Annotated in this window: 17 protein-coding genes and 1 pseudogene; 8 read left to right on the top strand and 10 right to left on the bottom strand. The window is 65.7% G+C overall.

The window, feature by feature from the left end:
• Positions 1 to 11: 11 nt before the first annotated feature.
• A complete protein-coding gene (locus tag A7X65_RS28200) occupies positions 12 to 566 on the bottom strand; it encodes a MarR family winged helix-turn-helix transcriptional regulator (RefSeq protein WP_063691414.1) in 555 nt (184 codons plus the stop codon).
• 177 nt (positions 567 to 743) lie between these two features.
• Between A7X65_RS28200 and A7X65_RS28195 the strand changes: the two genes are divergently transcribed.
• From A7X65_RS28195 to A7X65_RS28185, 3 genes are all read left to right on the top strand, one after another.
• Entirely contained in the window at positions 744 to 1,811 is a 1,068-nt protein-coding gene (locus tag A7X65_RS28195) for an amidohydrolase family protein (protein ID WP_063691412.1), read from the top strand.
• Positions 1,780 to 3,138 carry an MFS transporter gene (locus A7X65_RS28190; protein WP_082885089.1) on the top strand — a complete coding sequence of 453 codons (1,359 nt, stop codon included), beginning with the start codon at positions 1,780 to 1,782 and terminating at the stop codon, positions 3,136 to 3,138. The genes A7X65_RS28195 and A7X65_RS28190 overlap by 32 nt, the downstream gene beginning before the upstream one ends.
• Before the next feature lie 86 nt (positions 3,139 to 3,224).
• Positions 3,225 to 3,689: a DoxX family protein gene (locus A7X65_RS28185; protein WP_063691410.1), complete on the top strand. Its 465-nt coding sequence runs from the start codon at positions 3,225 to 3,227 to the stop codon at positions 3,687 to 3,689.
• Between the two features lie 83 nt (positions 3,690 to 3,772).
• On the opposite strand, the gene A7X65_RS28180 is transcribed toward A7X65_RS28185, so the two are convergent.
• The 6 genes and pseudogenes from A7X65_RS28180 to A7X65_RS28155 all read right to left on the bottom strand — a co-directional run bounded on the left by A7X65_RS28180 (position 3,773) and on the right by A7X65_RS28155 (position 9,765).
• Positions 3,773 to 4,690, bottom strand: a complete 918-nt coding sequence (locus A7X65_RS28180; RefSeq protein ID WP_063691408.1) for an MBL fold metallo-hydrolase — start codon at positions 4,688 to 4,690, stop codon at positions 3,773 to 3,775.
• Positions 4,691 to 4,779: 89 nt separating this feature from the next.
• Positions 4,780 to 5,985 (bottom strand): NAD(P)/FAD-dependent oxidoreductase, encoded by a 1,206-nt coding sequence (locus A7X65_RS28175; protein WP_063691407.1) that lies wholly within the window; start codon positions 5,983 to 5,985, stop codon positions 4,780 to 4,782.
• Positions 5,986 to 6,099: 114 nt separating this feature from the next.
• The gene (locus tag A7X65_RS28170) at positions 6,100 to 6,390 is read right to left on the bottom strand and encodes a hypothetical protein (protein WP_063691406.1); all 291 of its coding nucleotides are present in this window, start codon (positions 6,388 to 6,390) and stop codon (positions 6,100 to 6,102) included.
• Positions 6,391 to 6,487: 97 nt separating this feature from the next.
• A pseudogene (locus A7X65_RS28165) lies at positions 6,488 to 7,446 on the bottom strand (helix-turn-helix domain-containing protein).
• Positions 7,447 to 7,711: 265 nt separating this feature from the next.
• Positions 7,712 to 8,845 (bottom strand): mandelate racemase/muconate lactonizing enzyme family protein, encoded by a 1,134-nt coding sequence (locus A7X65_RS28160; RefSeq protein ID WP_063691405.1) that lies wholly within the window; start codon positions 8,843 to 8,845, stop codon positions 7,712 to 7,714.
• Positions 8,842 to 9,765 carry a LysR family transcriptional regulator gene (locus A7X65_RS28155; RefSeq protein WP_063692552.1) on the bottom strand — a complete coding sequence of 308 codons (924 nt, stop codon included), beginning with the start codon at positions 9,763 to 9,765 and terminating at the stop codon, positions 8,842 to 8,844. The genes A7X65_RS28160 and A7X65_RS28155 overlap by 4 nt, the downstream gene beginning before the upstream one ends.
• Positions 9,766 to 9,878: 113 nt before the next feature.
• Between A7X65_RS28155 and A7X65_RS28150 the strand changes: the two genes are divergently transcribed.
• A complete protein-coding gene (locus tag A7X65_RS28150; protein ID WP_063691404.1) occupies positions 9,879 to 10,385 on the top strand; it encodes an SRPBCC domain-containing protein in 507 nt (168 codons plus the stop codon).
• Between the two features lie 5 nt (positions 10,386 to 10,390).
• Here the strand turns inward: A7X65_RS28150 and A7X65_RS28145 are convergent, their stop codons facing one another.
• Together A7X65_RS28145 and A7X65_RS28140 are read right to left on the bottom strand one after the other, a co-directional pair.
• Positions 10,391 to 11,899, bottom strand: coding sequence for a sensor histidine kinase (locus A7X65_RS28145; RefSeq protein ID WP_063691403.1), 1,509 nt, complete (start codon positions 11,897 to 11,899; stop codon positions 10,391 to 10,393).
• Positions 11,900 to 12,191: 292 nt separating this feature from the next.
• Positions 12,192 to 12,536: a DUF1236 domain-containing protein gene (locus A7X65_RS28140; RefSeq protein ID WP_063691402.1), complete on the bottom strand. Its 345-nt coding sequence runs from the start codon at positions 12,534 to 12,536 to the stop codon at positions 12,192 to 12,194.
• A 137-nt stretch (positions 12,537 to 12,673) separates the two neighbouring features.
• On the opposite strand from A7X65_RS28140, the gene A7X65_RS28135 reads away from it, so the two are divergent.
• The 4 genes from A7X65_RS28135 (at position 12,674) to A7X65_RS28120 (ending at position 16,177) form a co-directional block, all read left to right on the top strand.
• Positions 12,674 to 12,907 carry a hypothetical protein gene (locus tag A7X65_RS28135; protein ID WP_063691401.1) on the top strand — a complete coding sequence of 78 codons (234 nt, stop codon included), beginning with the start codon at positions 12,674 to 12,676 and terminating at the stop codon, positions 12,905 to 12,907.
• A 355-nt stretch (positions 12,908 to 13,262) separates the two neighbouring features.
• Positions 13,263 to 14,261, top strand: coding sequence for a TRAP transporter substrate-binding protein (locus A7X65_RS28130; protein ID WP_063691399.1), 999 nt, complete (start codon positions 13,263 to 13,265; stop codon positions 14,259 to 14,261).
• Between the two features lie 84 nt (positions 14,262 to 14,345).
• On the top strand, positions 14,346 to 14,861 hold the full coding sequence (locus A7X65_RS28125; RefSeq protein WP_063691397.1) for a TRAP transporter small permease: 516 nt from the start codon (positions 14,346 to 14,348) through the stop codon (positions 14,859 to 14,861).
• Entirely contained in the window at positions 14,858 to 16,177 is a 1,320-nt protein-coding gene (locus A7X65_RS28120; protein WP_063691395.1) for a TRAP transporter large permease, read from the top strand. The genes A7X65_RS28125 and A7X65_RS28120 overlap by 4 nt, the downstream gene beginning before the upstream one ends.
• Before the next feature lie 51 nt (positions 16,178 to 16,228).
• On the opposite strand, the gene A7X65_RS28115 is transcribed toward A7X65_RS28120, so the two are convergent.
• Positions 16,229 to 17,503 carry a serine hydrolase domain-containing protein gene (locus A7X65_RS28115; RefSeq protein WP_063691393.1) on the bottom strand — a complete coding sequence of 425 codons (1,275 nt, stop codon included), beginning with the start codon at positions 17,501 to 17,503 and terminating at the stop codon, positions 16,229 to 16,231.
• Between the last annotated feature and the right edge of the window lie 159 nt (positions 17,504 to 17,662).

Below are 17,662 nucleotides of genomic sequence, written 5' to 3'. Positions count from 1 at the left end.
CGGTGGTGTCCCTATTTTCTCGATGTCTTGAGGCGCGGCTTGCTCGTCCTGGCTCGCGCCTCCGGCTGCTCGTCGCGGACGTCCTTCGGGCGCGATGACGGCGGCACCTTGATCTGCCCGGCTTCGACTTCCTGCTCGAGCCGATCGATGTTGTGGTAGAGCTCGACCAGCACGCGCTTGAGCTCCGCCGCTTCCTTGGCGGACATGCTGCCGGTGACGACCTCTTCGTAATAGGCGGCGAGCGGCATCAGCCGTCCCGCCAGCTCGGTGCCTTTGGGCGTGAGGACGACCTGGAGGCTGCGCTGATCGTTCTCGGGACGGTCGCGCGTCAGCAGGCCTGCACGGCTCATCTCGGCGACGATGCGCGACAGGGTCGAGACGTCGGCCGACGTCAGCTCGGCGATCTCGCCGAGCCGCAGCGGGCGGCCCACCTCGGACAGCGCGGCGAGCACGCGGTACATCGGCAGCGTCAACTTCTCGTGACGGATCACGCGCGTGAACAGATCGCCCATGCGCACGCCGAGCCTGGCGAGCAGATAGGGAAGCGAATTCGAAAATCGGTACATGAGGTTAGGTCCGGGCTTTTGTCCTGGCGGGAGAGCTCCGCCCGGAATAAGCGCCAACCTTCGCAGGTGCAATATTTGCGTTTCAATCATTTGCATTTGCAACTTTATCATTGACAAGTATTTGCGCCCGATGCTTTGCTTTGTCAACGCCGAAAGCAAAGGCGAAGGAACGACGCCATGCAGGGCAAGATTGCGCTCGAAGAGCATTTCGCGATGGACGACACCGTCCAGGACAGCGCCGGCTTCGCGCCGGCCGAGGACTGGATCGAGCTCGAGAAGCGGTTGCTCGACATTCACGACCGGCGGCTCGCCGAGATGGACGCGCACGGCATCGAGATGATGCTGCTGTCCCTGAACGCGCCGGCTGTCCAGGCTATTCCGGACCGCGCGCGCGCCATCGATCTGTCGCGCCGCGCCAACGATTTTCTCGCCGAGCAGGTGGCGAGGCGGCCCGACCGCTTCCAGGGACTCGCCGCGCTGCCGTTGCAGGATCCTGACGCGGCCGCGCGCGAGCTCGACCGGTGTGTCAGCGCGCTCGGGTTTCGCGGCGCGCTCGTCAACGGCTTCAGCGAGCTCGCGGGCACCGGCAACGCCATCTATTACGATCGCAAGGAGTTCTGGCCGTTCTGGTCGGAGGTCGCGCGCCTCGGCGTTCCCTTCTATCTGCACCCGCGCAATCCGCTGGCGAAGGACGCGGCTATCTACGAGGGACACCGCTGGCTGCTCGGGCCGACCTGGGCATTCGGGCAGGAGACCGCGGTGCATGCCCTGCGCCTGATGGGCTCCGGCCTGTTCGACGCCTATCCCCGGCTGCAGGTGATCCTCGGTCACATGGGCGAGGGGCTGCCTTACTCGATGTGGCGGGTCGACAATCACAACAAATGGATGCGCAGCCAGAACGCCTATCCGGCGCGCCGCAAGATCGCCGACTACTTCCGGGAAAACTTCTACATCACCACGTCGGGCAATTTCCGTACCCAGACGCTGATCGACGCGATGCTCGAGATCGGCGCCGACCGCATCCTGTTCTCCGCCGACTGGCCGTTCGAGAACATCGACCACGCCGCCGAATGGTTCGACACGGCCGCCATCTCCGAAGCCGACCGCTTGAAGATCGGCCGAGGCAACGCTCGTGCCCTGTTCGGGCTCGACGACGCATCGATTCAATCTGCCGCAGAGCAGAGCACGTCATCAATTCACATGGAGGAACCCCGTGAGCATCTCGTCCGAAATCGACGTGCATGAGGAATTGTCCGACGCCCCGATCGGGCCGTTCCACAAGCTGCTCGGCATTCTCATCACGCTCATCACGCTGTTCGACGGCTATGACACGTTTAATCCGGCGTATGTCATTCATTATGTGGTTCAGCCCTGGGGGCTGGCACCGAGCCAGGCGGGCTTCCTGATGAGTTCGGGTCTCGTCGGCTTCCTGTTCGGCGCGATCGGCCATGGCAGTGTCGCGGACCGCTTCGGCCGGCGCGGGACGCTGCTTGCGGGTCTGTGGATCGTCAACGTCTTCACCGTGCTGACTGCGCTGCTGGCGAACGATTTCTGGAGCTACTGCGCCTTGCGCTTCGCCACGGGGCTTGGCCTCGGCGTATTGTTGCCGCTGGGGACGACCTTCATCAACGAGCTCGCGCCAAAGCGCGTCAGCAACACGTTCTCCCTGTGGGGCGTGACGCTGGGCTGGTCGCTCGGCGGCGTCTGCGCCGGTCTCGTCGGCGTGTTCCTGACGCCGCAGCATGGCTGGCAGATTCTCTATTACGTCGGCGCGCTGTCGATCCCGCTGACTTTCGTGGCGCATGCCATCCTGCCGGAAAGCCCGCGCTTCCTGGCCACCCGCTCGCGTGTTGCGGAGCTGCGCGCCTTGCTCGCCCGGCTGCGGCCGGAGCGGGCGGACATCTATCGTCACGCGACGTTCGGAACCGCCGAGAGCAAGGCGGAGCAGGGCACCATCGCCGCCTTGCTCGGCCCGCGCTATCGCCGTGTGTCGTTGACCATCTGGATCACGGCGTTCCTCAGCCTGTTCGCGATATTCGGTCTCACCGGCTGGATTCCGACCGTCATGCTGAAGCGCGGCGAAACCTTCGCGGCCTCGTTCGGCTTCGGCGCCCTGATGCAGGCGATGTCATTCATCGGCGGCCTGACGCTGGCGATGCTGGCCGATCGCAACTTCGAACTGACGCCCCGCTATCTCGCCACATGGTGGCTTAGCGGCGGGGTCGCTGTGCTGGCGCTGATCTTCGTCAGCGGCCACGGCGTCAACCTCGCCATCGTTGCGATTGCCGGGTTCTGCATCATCGGCGCGCAGCATGTCCTCAACAATTTCACGGCCGGTTCGTACGAGACCTGCTTCCGGGCCAGCGGCGTCGGGATGGAGCTCGGCATCGGCCGGGTCGGAGCGATCCTCGGCCCTTACGTCATCGGCCTGTTGCAGCAGGTCACCGGCGGCCCCGACGCCGTGTTCTGGGCGATCGGCGGCGCCGCCATCGTTGGCGCGCTCGCGATCGGATCGCTCGGGCTTGCCGCTGAAAGGCGCCTGCCGAGCGCCGATGTCGCGGCCGCGGAGTGACGGAGCAGGTTGATCCATCCACGGGACGGCCGATGTCGGTCGGCCGTCCGCTTTCACCGACGAAACTTCGCCAGAGGAGATCCGAAATGCCAACGTCCGCCCGTTCCGCCGAGACCGCAGCCCAGCGCGATGCCTGGGTGCTCCTGTTCGCGCGTGCCGCGATCGCGCCGCTGTTTCTCTACAGCGGTGTCGGCAAGGTGCTCGCATTCGCCGTGACCGCCGGCAGGCTTCCGGGAGGAGCGGACGGGCTCGGCGCCGTTCTCGCCGCAGGTGCGATTGCGGTTGAGCTCGGCGGCGGCATGGCGCTGCTGTTCGGGTTGTTCGCGCGCCAGGCAGCCATGGTCCTGCTGGCGTTCACGATTGCCGCGACGCTGATGTTCCATAATTTCTGGGCTGCGCCGGAAGCACAGGTCGTGATGCAGACCATCAACTTCCTGAAGAATCTCGGCTTGCTCGGCGCGCTTTCCCTCATCGCGACGTACGGCCCCGGCGCGTATGCCGTGGAGGCCGCGCTCAAGCCCGGCTCGAAAGGCGTGCCGGGCCTCTCATGATCGGGAGACGGCGAACGCGTCGCCAAGCGAGGCGCGCGGCTTGATGCCGCGCGCCCTGGTTTCGGCTTCGAGCCGATGCGTGCTCAGTAGTCCCAGAACACCGGCACCCAGCGGAAGGCGTCGCCGTCAATCGCCACGCGGCCGACGGACGGGAACGGCAGGTGGGTGGCCACCAGCATCTCGCCGGAGGCAGCGAGCTCTCGCAGCAGGTTGACGCGAACGCGCGCGGCCTCGTCGGGGTCGTGCTCGAAACCGTTGTACCAGTGGGGCTGCTCGAAGCCGACGGCAAACACGGCATCGCCCGCAAATGTCAGCGCGTCGTCGCCGGACGCGATGCGAACCACGCTGTGTCCGGGGGTGTGACCGCCGGTGCGGCGGGCGACGACGCCGGGCGCGATCTCGTGCGTCTCATCGAACGTGCGCAGCTGACTGCCGAACTCGCTCACGAACCGCTTCGCGGTCGCGCGCAGCGCGTCCGGAAAACCCTGCGGCATGTTGGTGTGGGTAAAGTCGGGAGCCTCCCAGAATTTCACCTCGGCGGCCGCCACGTGGATGCGCAAATCCTTGCGCAGTCGCTGCTTCACGCCGTCGACGAGCAGCCCGCCGATGTGGTCCATGTGCATGTGGGTCAGCACGATGTCCGTCACGGACGACAGATCGATGCCGACTGCCTCGAGCCGCTTGATCAACTGGCCGGCCCGCGGCAGATTCAGGTTCGGGTCGGATCCCAATCCTGCGTCGATCAGAATGGTCTTGCCGCCACTGCGGACCATGACCGCATTCAGCGCCCAGTCGAACGCGTCCTGCGGCAGGAACATGTCGTGCAGCCAGGCCGCGCGCTCCGCCGGAGCAGCATTGTGCCCCAGCATCGTGGTCGGAAGCGGCAGCACGCCGTCGCTGACCACCAGCACGTCGATGTCGCCGATCTTCTGCGCGTAGCGCGACGGGACGAGCTCTTCGCGGCCCGATGACTGGGGATATGAGGTGTTGTGCAGGTTCATGTTCGTCTCCTGTTTCAGTCCTGGTCTGGCTGATCGTGGTCGAGCAGGCCGCGCAGCCAGCGGAGCGCGGCCTGTCATTGCTGCGGGCGTTAGAGGCTGGTGACGCGTTCCGGATCGGCCGAGGCGAGCGCGGCGGCGCGTTCGGCCTTCGGCGGATAGATCCAGACGGTGTTGATCTCCTGCTTCGTCTTCTTCGCGACGTCGCCGACCATCTCGACCTTGCGCTCCCAGCCGCGCGTGAACAGTGCTCCGGCTTCGCCGAGGTCGAGACAGGTGACATAGGCCTTCTGGTGGTAGGGCTTGGTCGGAAGACCGAGCAACTCGGCGGCGGCGTTGTTGCCGGCAAAGGCGCCCATGCGCGTGGCGTGCTGGCACGACATCAGCGCGTAATTGCCCTCGTCGTCGCAGGCGGCCCGCGCGGCATCGCCGGTGGCGAAGACACCGGAGACTCCGGGCACGCGCAGGTCGCGGTCCACCAGCAGCCGGCCGAAATTGTCGCGCTCGGCGGCAATCTGCGCCGTCAGCGGCGCGGCGCGGATGCCGGCGGCCCAGACCACCGTCTCGGTTTCGATGTGCTCGCCGGTCGAGAGCGTCACGCCCGACTTGTCGAGCGAGGCGACGCCGGCGCCGAGCCGCGTCTCGACGCCGAGCTTGCGCAGGGCATCCTCGATGTGCGGGCGGGGGCCTTCACCCATGTCGGGAGCGATCGCGCCGTTGCGCTCGACGATGATCACGCGTGTCTTCGCATCCTTGCCGAAGATCTCGCGCAGGCGTGCGGGCAACTCGGTTGCCGCCTCGATGCCGGTGAAACCGCCGCCGGCGACGACGACCGTGTCGCGTCCGTTGACGGCCGGCCGGCCCGCAAGACCGTGCAGATGCTTGTCCAGTGCGACGGCGTCATCGAGCGAGTCGACGCTGAAGCCGTGTTCGGCGAGGCCGGGGATGTTGGGACGGAACAGGCGGCTGCCGGTGGCGATCACCAGGCGGTCGTAGGACAGGGTCTTGCGCGTTCCGCCGGACGTCGTGATCTGCACCGTCCGCGCCTCGGTGTTGACGGTCTCGGCGCTGCCCTGGATGTAGTTGACGTCGATGGCGTTGAGGACGTCGAGCAGCGGCGCAGTCAGCGTTTCCGGCTTCGGCTCATAGAGCCGCGGGCGGACCACCAGCGTCGGCTCCGGTGCGATCAGCGCGATCTCGAGATCGTCGGGCGAAACGCCCTTGATCTCGCGCAGGCGCGCGGCGGAAAGGGCGGCGTACATGCCGGCAAAGCCGGAGCCGATGATGAGCAGTCGCATGTGGTTTACTCCTGAGTTCGATTTGGCTTGGGTTGTCCACGCGCGTCATCGCGGCCGCTCGATGCGAGCGGAGCCCAGTGGTGATGACGGCGCGGAGAGGTGACGGCTATGTCGCTACGGCGCGGTGCAGCTCGGCAATGAGGACATGAGCGCAGGGCCTTCACAGGCCGCGCGGCAGCTTCGCGGGCCGAGTGGCCAGCCGCGCAGCGCTGCAGGCAGTGCGGGCCTGTTGGGCCAGTTCCGGTCGATCAGGATCGATGCCGTGCGATTGGCGCCTTGAGCGATTTGTGGCGGCGCCTCTTGGGCCGTCGGCGAGGTCAGGCGCACGGTCAGCGAGAGGCCGTAGATGAGCGCCGTGGAAATGGCTTTGCGTCGCGGTGCAATCGCTGGGAGTTTCCAGTTCATCGTCCGTCTCCGTCCGCGTGGCGTGTTGCCAGGATGTTTAGCGAACCAGATCTTCGACTGCCCCAGAGCGATTGCCGTCCCTGTCGCGAGATTGCTGCTAACGCACGCGCCTGCGCCAATCGCTCGGCGTCTCACCCGTCAGCTTCTTGAACGCCGCGGCGAATGCGGTCTGCGAGGAATAGCCGAGCGCCGCCGCGATCGAGACGACCGACTCGTCGCTCTCCCGCAGCATGTTCATGGCCTGCTCGAGCCGGTGCTGGCGCAGCCAGGCATGCGGCGAGAGCCCGGTGCTTTCCTTGAAGGAGCGGCAGAAGTGAAAGCGCGACAGGCCCGCGTCGGATGCCAGCGCCGAGAGCGAGACGTCTGCATCGCTGTCGGAGCGCAGGCGTTCGATCGCCCGGCGCAGCACCGACGGCGAGAGGCCTCCGACGATCGGTTGCGCCGTAGCCGGCACGCCGGCATGCGCGGCGAGCAGGCGCGTGGCGAGCAGATCTGTCAATTGCTGCCTGAACAGGGTGTCCAGCGCGGCGCTGCCTTCGAGCGAGTCGGCGGCGCTCAGCAGCAGGCGCGACGTGATGGCGTCGGGATGCCCGGTTCGCTCGAGCAGGTCGCCGGCGCTTGCCGTGCTCGCCTCGTCGGCGATCCGCAACAGCGTCCTCTGCGGAAGATAGAGCTGAACGAATGCATGGGCCGGTGAATGTCCCATCGGGAGGTCGATCCGGCCGGAATGATCGTCACCACGCCGGGACGCGCCGTGCTGATCGCAGCCGATTTTCCACTGCGACGCTCCAGCGCCTGCGATCCGGCGGGATAGGCCATGACGACGTGATCGACCATGGGCTCGACCACGTCGTGCAGCGGCTCGTGCTTCCAATAGGCGATCGCGCCGCTTTCGGAATCGGAGGCCATGCGGAGCGGCTTGGTCTTGAGCACACGCGCCATCTCCGCATCGGCGGCGCGCAGCTCGGAGGTCTCGTGGTCGTCCGGCTTGGCGCCGGGTATGGGTGGCAAGCCCTTTGGCGAGGGATTGCGCATGGGTGCGGTGCTCCCGATCATCATGTGGCTTCTCCTGATCGTCTCAGGCTGCACATCAGTCGCCCGTATTTGCACGGGTCGGCGGGGGTTCTAGGCGCGTGGGCGCACAGCGTCTTTCCTGAAGCGGCCGTGCTTTGCCCGATCCTGCTCCGGGTCGGCGCGCGTTTTCGCAAACGCACGCCGTGTGGCGGCGAGGCGTTGTCAAAGTGAACGCGCGAGAGGCGTCAAATGTCGTTGAAATGTCTCGCGAAAAGTGGCTTTCGGGCGGCCTGACGGCGGACGCGAATCAGCTCGCGGCAAATCGCGCCAGCGCGTCGCGATCGATCTCGATTCCGAGTCCAGGCCCGTCGGGTACGCGTACGATTCCGTTCGCATGCTCGATCGGATGTTTCAGGATCGCCTGCCGGATCGGATGTTCGGTGCGGTCGAACTCGAGCATCGGCTCCTGTGGCGCGAGCGAGGTCGGCGTGTGCGACGGCAGAACGGCGAGGAGCTGGAGCGAGGCCGCGATCGCAATCCCCGTGCCCCAGACATGCGGATTGTAGCGGATGCCGAACGCCTCGCCCATGTCGGCGATCTTCTTGCATTCGGTGAGGCCGCCGGCCGCGCAGGTGTCGGGCTGGGCGATGTCGAGCGCATGCGAGGCGAATAGGTCGCGGAAGCCGAAGCGCGTGAATTCGCATTCACCGCCTGCGATCGGTATAGACAGGGCCGATCTCACCGCGCGGTAGCCCGCGACGTCCTCCGGCGGCACCGGCTCCTCGAACCAGCCGATGTCGCAGCCTTCGATCAGGCGGCCGAGCCGGATCGCAGCGACCGCGTCATAGGCATGGTTCGCATCCACCATCAGCGCGACGTCGGGGCCGATCGCCTCGCGCACGGCGCGGGTGACTGCGACATCCTCCTCGACGCCGAAGCCGACCTTCAGCTTCACGGCGCGAAAACCTTCCGCGACATAACCGGCCGCTTCCTCCGGCAGATATTTGCGCGGATCGCCCGTCTTGCGCCGGTAGAGCCCGGTCGCATAGGCCGCGACCTGCTTGCGCGCCGCGCCGCCGAGCAGCAGATAGGCGGGCACGCCGAAATGCTTGCCCTTGATGTCCCACAGCGCGATGTCGATGCCGCTCAGCCCCTGGATCACGACGCCCTTCTGGCCGTGATCGCGCAGGCGTGCGTAGATCGTCTGCCACAGCACGTCGCTGCGCAGCGGGTCCTCGCCGATCAGCCAGGGCGCGATGGTCTGCACGACGGCCGAGGTCATTCGCGCAGGTCCGTAGCATTCGCCCCAGCCCGTCAGCCCGGCATCGGTCTCGATCTCGACCAGCATCGCGGTACGGGTGTCGTACCAGGCGCGCGAATAGGCGAAGGGTTGCGAGAGCCTTGCCTCGAGGATGTGGGTGCGAATCCCTGTGATCTTCATGGGGTCTTCTCCCTTCTCGTTTTCACCCCTGACGTCTCGAACAGCAGTGCGCGGATCCAGCGATGCCCGGGGTCGCGATGGGTGCGGTCGTGCCAGGCGGCGATCTTGGCAAAGCCGGGGATATCCAGCGGCGGCTTGAGCAGGGTCAGCCCGTCGATCCCGGCGACCAGGCGTCGTGGCGCGACCGCAATGAGATCGGTGGCGCGCAGCACCTCGGGCAGAACCAGGAAGCTCGCGACCGACAGGCTGACCCGTCGCCGGCGTCCGAGCCTTGCAAGCGCCGTGTCGGTCGTGCCTGCAAAACTGTCGCCGGCATAGGAGACCAGCGCGTGGTCGAGCGCGCAGAAGCGATCGAGCGACAATGTCCTGCGTTTGGCGTCGGGATGATCGCGGCGCATCGCGCAGACATATTGCTCTTCGAACAGACGGCGGACATGCAGGTCCGGAGGCGTCGTCTCCGGCGTGAGCAGTGCGAGGTCGAGATCGCCGCGCTCGAACTGGCTCCGCAGCCGATCATCGTCGATCGGACGCACCGCCACGCGGATATGCGGGGCGCGTGCTCGCAGCGCTGCGAGGAAGGGGACGACGACAGCCCGCAAGGCGTAGTCGGTCGCGGCAAGCGACAATTTGAAGCTCGCGGCCGCTGGCTCGAAGGCGCGCGGTTTCAACAGTGCCTCGACGTCGTCCAGCACTCGCTTGACCGGGTCGGCGAGCTCCAATGCGCGAGCGGTCGGCACGATGCCGCGCTGGGTACGGACGAACAGGGGATCGTCAAAACTGTCGCGCAGGCGCATCAAGGTTCCGCTCATCGCAGACTGCGTCAGCGCGAGCCTGGCCGCGGCGCGCGTGACGTTGCGCTCCTCGATCAGCGCATTGAAGGCCTTCAGCAGATTGAGGTCGAGCGTTCTGATATCGCGCATGCTGATGATCGTGATCGGAAATGACGATTGGCGCCATCCGGACCTAGCGCCCATCTGTCCGAAAGTCCAATGGCCAAGCCGCAATTCCGACCCGAAACGAGGATTTCACCGCAATGAGCGACATCATCTGGCCCGAGCAATATCTTCCGGGCACGACCGACAATTACGTCTCGAACGAGATCATCGTGAAGGGCCTGCGTGCCGACCAGGTCTGGCCGCAGCTCAACGACACCTCGGCCTGGCCGACCTATTACGGCAACGTCTCCGATATCCGCTTCCACGACGGCAAGGGGCCGGCGCTGGGTCTCGGGGCGCGCTTCCGCTTCACCACCTTCAGCTTTCCGGTGGAGGCTGAGGTGACCGAATACGAGCCGCCGGCACCGGGCAAGCCGGCGCGGGTCGCCTGGCACGGCTGGGTCGAGGGCGATGCCGCGACGCGGCTCGACGTGCATCACGCCTGGCTGATCGAGGATTTGTCCGGAGGCCGCGTGCGCGTTCTCACGCAGGAGACCCAGACCGGCCAGCCGGCGCGGGATCTGGCGCAGACGAGGCCCAATCCGATGCTGAATGCGCATCAGGAATGGATCGAGGGGCTCGCCGCGGCGGCGCGCCGCAAGTAGATCGCCTACCGCGCCTCGTCCAGCGTGCAGGTCACGTTGCAGACGACGCCGCGCGGCAGGAAGTCGACGGTCGCCTCGCCGCCGAGCTGGTCGCGCGCGCTGCGCTCGATCAGGCGCGAGCCGAAGCCGCGCTGCACCGGCGCGGTCACCGGCGGCCCGCCCATCTCGGTCCAGATCAGGCGCAGCCGCGGCTTCGGCGTCTCGGTGACGACCTCCCAGTCCAGCGTGACCCGGCCGGTCTCGTTCGACAGCGCGCCGTACTTCGCGGCGTTGGTGGCGATCTCGTGCACGATCATCGACAGCACCACGGCCAGCCGCGGCGACAGCGGCACGGCGGGGCCGGCCATGCGGATGCGGTCGGGATTGGTCAGCAGGAAGGGCTGCAGCGCGCGGGCGATCACGTCTCGCAGCTCCGAGCCCGCCCATTTCTCCTGGCTGAGCAGGTTGTGCGCCTCGGCGAGCGCGCCGAGGCGTCCCTCGAATTTCGTCCGCTCGTCGCGGCTGGCGCTGCGGAAGGTCTGCACCGCGATCGCCTGCATCAGGGCGAGCGTGTTCTTGACGCGGTGGTTGAGCTCCTCGATCAAGAGATCGTGCAGCATCTCGCCTCGGGCGATGGTGGTCGCCATCCGGACCGCGAAGGTGAGGCCGATCAGCAGCAGGATGCCGCCGATCAGGCTGGTGATCGCGATGTTGCGCCATAGCGGGGCGATCAGCGAGCTCTCGGGGACGCCGGCGGCCACCGTCCATCCCGTGAGCTGCGATCGGGTATAAGCGGAAGCGAGCGGGACGCCGTCGAGCGAGACCGACGACAGCGTGGCTTCGGGCGCGCGAAACATTTCCGCGTAGAGCGACGGCGAGGCGCGCTTGCCGAAGGTCTCGTTGGGGTTCGGCACGCGAGCGAACACCGTGCCGGTGGTGTCGAGCAGGGATACGGTCCAGTGCCGATCCGGCCGCTGCTTCTCGATCAGCTCCTGGAAGATGCCGATCGGCGGACTGAAGCACAGCGCATAGATCACCTCGCCGTTGCGGAACACCGGCACTTCGACGGTCAGCACCTGCCGTCCGTTGATCGCGCCGGTGAACAGGTCGGAATATTGCGGGACCCTCTTTGCAAAGACCCTCTCGACCATCTCGAGATTGCTGCGCGACGGCAGGCTCGCGGTGTCCTCCGTCGTCGAGGAGAACAACAGCCGGCCCTTGCGGTCGGAGATCAGCAGCAGGCCGCCCTTGCCGTACTGGTCGAGGAAGCCGAGCGCGATGCGGCGGAAGTTCACGAAGTCGTCGTTGCGCAGCGAGTTGGTCAGCGCCAGGACCTGCAAACTGCCGGTCATGCGCTGCACCTCGGAATCCAGCACGAGGCGCATGCTGCGCACGTTCTCCAGCACGCGGCGCGTCGCGTCGCTGCGATCCTGCTTGTAGTGGTAGAATGCGATGCCGACCGCGAACACGATCATCGGCAGCGTCGTTCCCGCGACCAGGAGAGCGAGCCGGACCGGCAGGGAGAGCTTTGACAAACGCGGGCGTCCCGATTCCGGCGCGACGGCGCCGAATTATGATTTTGGCGAGAACCATACGGGCAGGACTGGCAGCGCGCCACGATTTTCGCATGTGGCGCGCCTTCGGAAAGAATTTTGCAGCGCAGTGCGGGCGGCGCCGCGCCTCAGCTCATGCTGATCGCGGTCAGCACCAGACACATGACGTAGACGGCCGCCAGGCTAAGCCCGGCGATCCGCGCCTCTCGATGCGGTTTCATGCGGTGAACTCCGGTGGGCGGCCGCGTTTGCTGCGGCCGCCCGTCCGTCCCGGTCAATCGATTTCCTGAACGACGGTCCGCGTGCCGGGATCCACCAGCATCACGCGTTCGCCGGAATAGACGTAGCGATACTTCGTCAGCGACGGGCCCCAATCGGCCGGAACCGCTTCGAGCTCGACCTCGCTCGGCACCGTCGCGCCGACGATGATCTTCTCCTTCGTCGTGATCGGACGCACGCGGCGCTCGGTGACGTAGGATTTGATCCTCGTGCGGTACTCCGGCTCGATCTGAACCGCGGCCGCGTGGCCGGTTCCGGTCGTGGTCACCACGGTCGACTGCGCGAATGCGCCGGTCGAGATCAACACAGCTGCTGCGGACAGCAGGAACAGCTTTTTCATCTTGTCCTCCTCGTTGAAACAGGCGCCGCACCAACACCTCACCGTGCACGCCGTTCCTGCGCGGAGGAACAAATTGCCTCTTTTTCCCGTTTGCGACTCGACCGGGCCATAACGCCCGGCAATTGGAGGAGGAGAAAATGAAGCTGAAGATTGCGACTGCAGCGCTGATGGTTGCAGCGATGTCCCTGCCGGCGTTCGCGGCCGACGAGTTCTACGTCGTCCAGGACGTCAAGACGAAGAAGTGCACCATCGTCGACAAGAAGCCGACGGACACGTCCATGACCGTCGTGAGCCCGTCGGGCACGATCTACAAGTCGCGCACCGAGGCCGAGAGCGGCATGAAGACGGTCAAGGTCTGCACGTCGAACTGAGGAGGATGACGAATGCCAGTTCTGATTCTGTGGGCCGTGCCGGCCGTGCTGGTGATCGGTGGCGGCATCTATCTGATCGGCCACATGCACTAGGTCTTCCGTGGAAGACGCGCGGGCCTTCCTGCAGCGGCAGGGGACCGCACGTCTTCCCGGTTGCCGGCGGGAGCGGGGAGCCTGCCGCGCGCCGGCAGTTGCAGTGCAGCAGGTCGTCTCCTGCGACGAAGAGTACCCTCGGCGCGCGCGAAATGACTTTCGTCCCGCCGGGGTTTTTCATACGCTTCCCCTCGCAAGCCGCATACCGGCTGCGCGCACGGCCCCTCGCAACGGGGCCGGAGCATCAAAGGGAGGGGAGACGATGAAGCGAAGGTCATTTCTCGCTGGTCTCGGTGCGACCACTGCTGCGGCTGCGATTGGCATGCCGTCGGTCCTCAGGGCGCAGGCGCCGATCACATTGAATGGCGCGGTCCAGTTCAACGACGATCATGCTTTCAACCGGGCGCTGCTCCGGTTCGAAGAACTCGTGAAGAAATATTACGGCAAGCCCGTCAACTTCACGCTCCACAGGAATTCCTCACTCGGTCTCGAGAAGCAGTATTTCGAGTACATGTCGCAAGGAAAGGCGGTCGATTACGGCATCGTATCGCCGGCTCACATGTCGACCTTCGCCAAGGCGGCTCCGTTCATCGATGCGCCCTTCGTGTTCAAGGGCATCGAGCACATGAACAAGGTGGTCGAAGCCAATATCCTGGCGCCGATCGCCGACGAGGTCGCGGCCAAGGCCGAGGTCGTGCTGATCGGCTATTCCGGCGGCGGCATCCGCAACATCTTCGCCAACAAGCCGCTCAAGAACCTCGCCGATCTCAAGGGCCTCAAGGTTCGCGTGCAGGGCGCGCCGATCTGGTCGAAGACCTTTGCGGCCGTCGGCATGAGCCCGACCGTGATCGCCTATAACGAGATCTACAATGCGATCCAGAACGGGGTGATCTCGGCCGGCGAAAACGAGGCGGCGGGCGTGGAGGCGATGAAGTTCTACGAGGTGGCCCCGCATCTCAACCTGACCCAGCACGCCGTTTCGATCCGGCCGATCTGCTTCTCGGTGAAGACGCTGAAGACCCTGCCGAAGGATCTGCAGGATGCGATCATGAAGGCCGGCAAGGAGGCCGGCGACTACGGCCGTCAGCTGGAATCGAGCGAAGAGGTCATCAAGCTCGACACGCTCGAGAAGGCCGGCAAGCTCAAGCGCGTTCCGTTCGAGGAGCGGGACGCCATGAAGAAGCTCGCCGACCCCGTGATGGCCACCTACGCCAAGGAGATTGGCGCGGAGGGCATTTTCGAGAAGATCAACGTCGCCTGAGCTCGTTGCATCCGCCGACGGCATGTCCGGGCAAGCCCCGCTTCTTGCCCGGCCGTGGCGGATGTGCTGCCGCACGGAGTCCCAATGTCCGACATGCCTGTCTCGTCCACACCGTCGCTGTGGCGCCGCGTCACGGCGGCCTATGCGAAACTGCTGGAAATCCTGCTCGCGGCCTGTGTCGGCATCCTCGTCGTCCCCGTGACGCTGCAGATCATCTCGCGCTACACGCCCTTCATTCCGTCCTACATCTGGACGGAGGAAATGGCCCGGTTCCTGTTCGTCTGGACGATCATGATCGGGGCCATGGTCGGCGTGCGGGAATCGCAGCATTTCGAGGTCGATGTTTGGCCCGATTTGTCGCGGCGGTCGGAGGCCGCCGTGCGGATCCTCGCGCGGCTCGGCGTGCTGGCGCTGGCGCTGGTGTTCGTATGGGCCGGAATCGAGTTCACCCGGTTTGCCTGGAACAGGACGTCGGAGCTGGCCGATCTGCCGCTTTGGTTGATCCACATCGCGTGGCCCGTAACCGGGGTGACGTGGATCGCCTTTGCGGGCGAACAGATCGTCGATGAAGCGCGCGTTCTAGCGGGAGGACGGCGATGAGCGGCAATGTCCTCTCCGCCGGCCAGGCCGCGATGGTGCTGTTCGGCGTGTTCGTCGGCCTGCTCATCGCGCGCGTGCCGGTCGCCTTCGCGCTCGGCCTTGCATGCGTGCCGATCCTGCTGATCGAACCGCATCTATCCCTGATGATGCTCGCGCAGGAGACGTTCAACGCCTACAATTCATTCATCCTGCTGGCGGTGCCGTTCTTCCTGCTGACGGCAAATCTGATGAGCATCGGCGGCATCACCGACCGCCTCGTGGCGCTGTCGCGTTCGATGGTCGGGCACTGGCCCGGATCGCTGGCGCAGATCAACGTCGTGCTGTCGGTCTTTTTCGCCGGCATCTCGGGCTCGTCGACCGCCGACGCGGCGAGCCAATCCAAGATCTTCATCGATGCGCAGACCAAGGAGGGCTACGACCTCTCGTTCTCCATCGCCATCACGGCGGTGTCGGCGGTTCTGGCGGTCATTATCCCGCCGTCCATCCTCATGATCGTGTGGGGCGGGCTGATCTCAACCTCGATTGCGGCGATGTATCTCGCCGGCATCGTGCCGGGTCTGCTGATCGCGGGCGCGCAGATGGCGACGGTGCACATCTATGCGGTGCGTCGCGGCTATCCGACCTATCCGAAGGCGACCTGGGTCGAGATGCGATGCGCCATCTGGCAGTCGATACCGGCCCTGATGACGCCGTTCATCATCGTCGGCGGCATCCTGCTCGGATGGTTCACCGCGACGGAATCCGCCTGCGTCGCGGTGCTCTATTCCGTGGCGCTCTCGACGTTCTTCTATCGCGAGACGGGGCTGCGCGAACTGTACAGGGCCTTGCTCGACACCGGGCGTCTTGCCGGCGTCGCGCTGTTTTGCGTCGGCACGGCCAGCGCGTTCGGCTGGCTGCTTGCCTATTACAAGATCCCGCAGGAGCTGCTGGCCAACGTCTCGACATGGGGCATGGGCCCGATCGCGGCCGGCTTCTTCATCGCCTTCTGCTTCCTGGTGGTCGGCTGCTTCCTCGATGCCATCCCGGCCATCATCATCGTCGGCACCGTGCTGGAGCCGCTGGCCAAGTCCGTCGAGCTCCATCCGGTCCAGTTCGCGATCATATCGATCGTATCGCTGGCCTTCGGACTGGTGACGCCGCCTTACGGCCTGTGCCTGATGATCGCCTGTTCGGTCGCCGGCGTGCGGCTTCGCTATGCGCTGAAGGACACGGTGATCATGCTGGTTCCGATGCTGCTCGTGCTGGCGGCGCTCATCGTCTGGCCGAGCGTGTCGTTGTTCCTGCCGCGGCTGATCGTGCCGGAGATGCTCAAATGAGCATCTGATCGTGCGATCCCGCGGCCGCCGGCCGCGGGATCAGTTCAATGGTTACAGATTGCTCTCGGTGATCGCGGCATACACCATGCTGCGCAGCTCGCGGCGGAGCGGATAGGCGCTCGACGGCAGCACCTGGGTCATGAAGATGGTGATCAGCTCCTCGGCCGGGTCGATCCAGAACGAGGTCGTGGCCGCACCGCCCCAATTATATTCGCCGGGGCTGCCGGCGATCAGCGTCTCGGCGGGGCGCATCGTCACGGCAAAGCCGAGGCCGAAGCCGATGCCGTTATAGGTGGCTTCCGAGAACAGCGAGCGCGACACTTCCGGCAGCGCGCGGCCGCCGGGAATGTGGTTGGTCGTCATCAGCGCCAGCGTCTTCGGTCCGATCAGCCGGACGCCGCCGAGCTCGCCACCGTTGAGCAGTGCACGGCAGAAGGTGAGGTAGTCGGCCATGGTCGAACACAGCCCGCCACCGCCGGAGATGAGCGAGGGCGGTGACAGGAACGAGCTGGTCGTCGGATCGTCCTGCAGCGTCAGTCCCTCGCGGCGCTGGCCGGCATGGAAGGTCATGCCACCGCCGGGATCGGCGGAGTAGCAGGCAGCGAAACGGTGCGCCTTGGACGCCGGCACGTGGAAATCGGTGTCGGTCATGCCGAGCGGATCGAGAATCCGCTGCTTCAGGAACTGCTCGAACGGCATGCCGGAAATCTTGCCGACGAGATAGCCGAGCACGTCGGTCGCGACCGAATAGTTCCAGGACTCGCCCGGCGAGAACTCCAGCGGGATTTTTGCGAGGCTCTCGATCATGCTCTGGAGCGTGCCCGACTTCTCGACCTCGCCGATCTTCTCGGTCCGGTAGGCGGCATCGACATTGGAGCGCTGCTGGAAGCCGTAGGTGAGGCCGGAAGTGTGGCGCAACAGGTCCACGATCAGCATCGGCCGCGACTGCGGACGGGTCAGGAAGGCCGGCGCGGTGCCGGCGACGAACACGCCGAGATCCTTCCATTCCGGAATGTACTTGGCGACAGGCTCGTCGATCGCGACCAGGCCTTCCTCGACCAGCATCATGAAGGCAACGCTGGTGAGCGGCTTGGTCATGGAATAGATGCGGTAGATGGTGTCGTCCTTGACCGGCACCTTGCGCTCGACGTCGGCGAGGCCCTGAACCGAGCTGTGGGCGATCTTGCCGCGGCGATAGACCAGGAGATGCGTGCCCGGGAAGCGGCCGGCATCGATGTACCTGTTCTTCAGATGCGCATCGACGCGGTCGAGCGCGGCCTTGGACATGCCGACAGATTCGGGCGAGGCAGGGGTAGGGGCGAGCATCAGTTCCTCCGGGCAGTTTCTCGAAAAGGTGATAGCCAAATGACGGGCTTATTCCAAGCCGGTCGCGCTTAACGCGGGGCCGCTGACTGGTGTAGTCTGCACCCTGGAACGCTTCCAGGAGCCCGCCCGGGCCAACGAGAAAAACGCGAGGGCAGACGC

This window comes from Bradyrhizobium stylosanthis (assembly GCF_001641335.1).
GTDB lineage: Bacteria > Pseudomonadota > Alphaproteobacteria > Rhizobiales > Xanthobacteraceae > Bradyrhizobium > Bradyrhizobium stylosanthis.
This window is presented reverse-complemented; position numbering and strand designations above follow the sequence as displayed.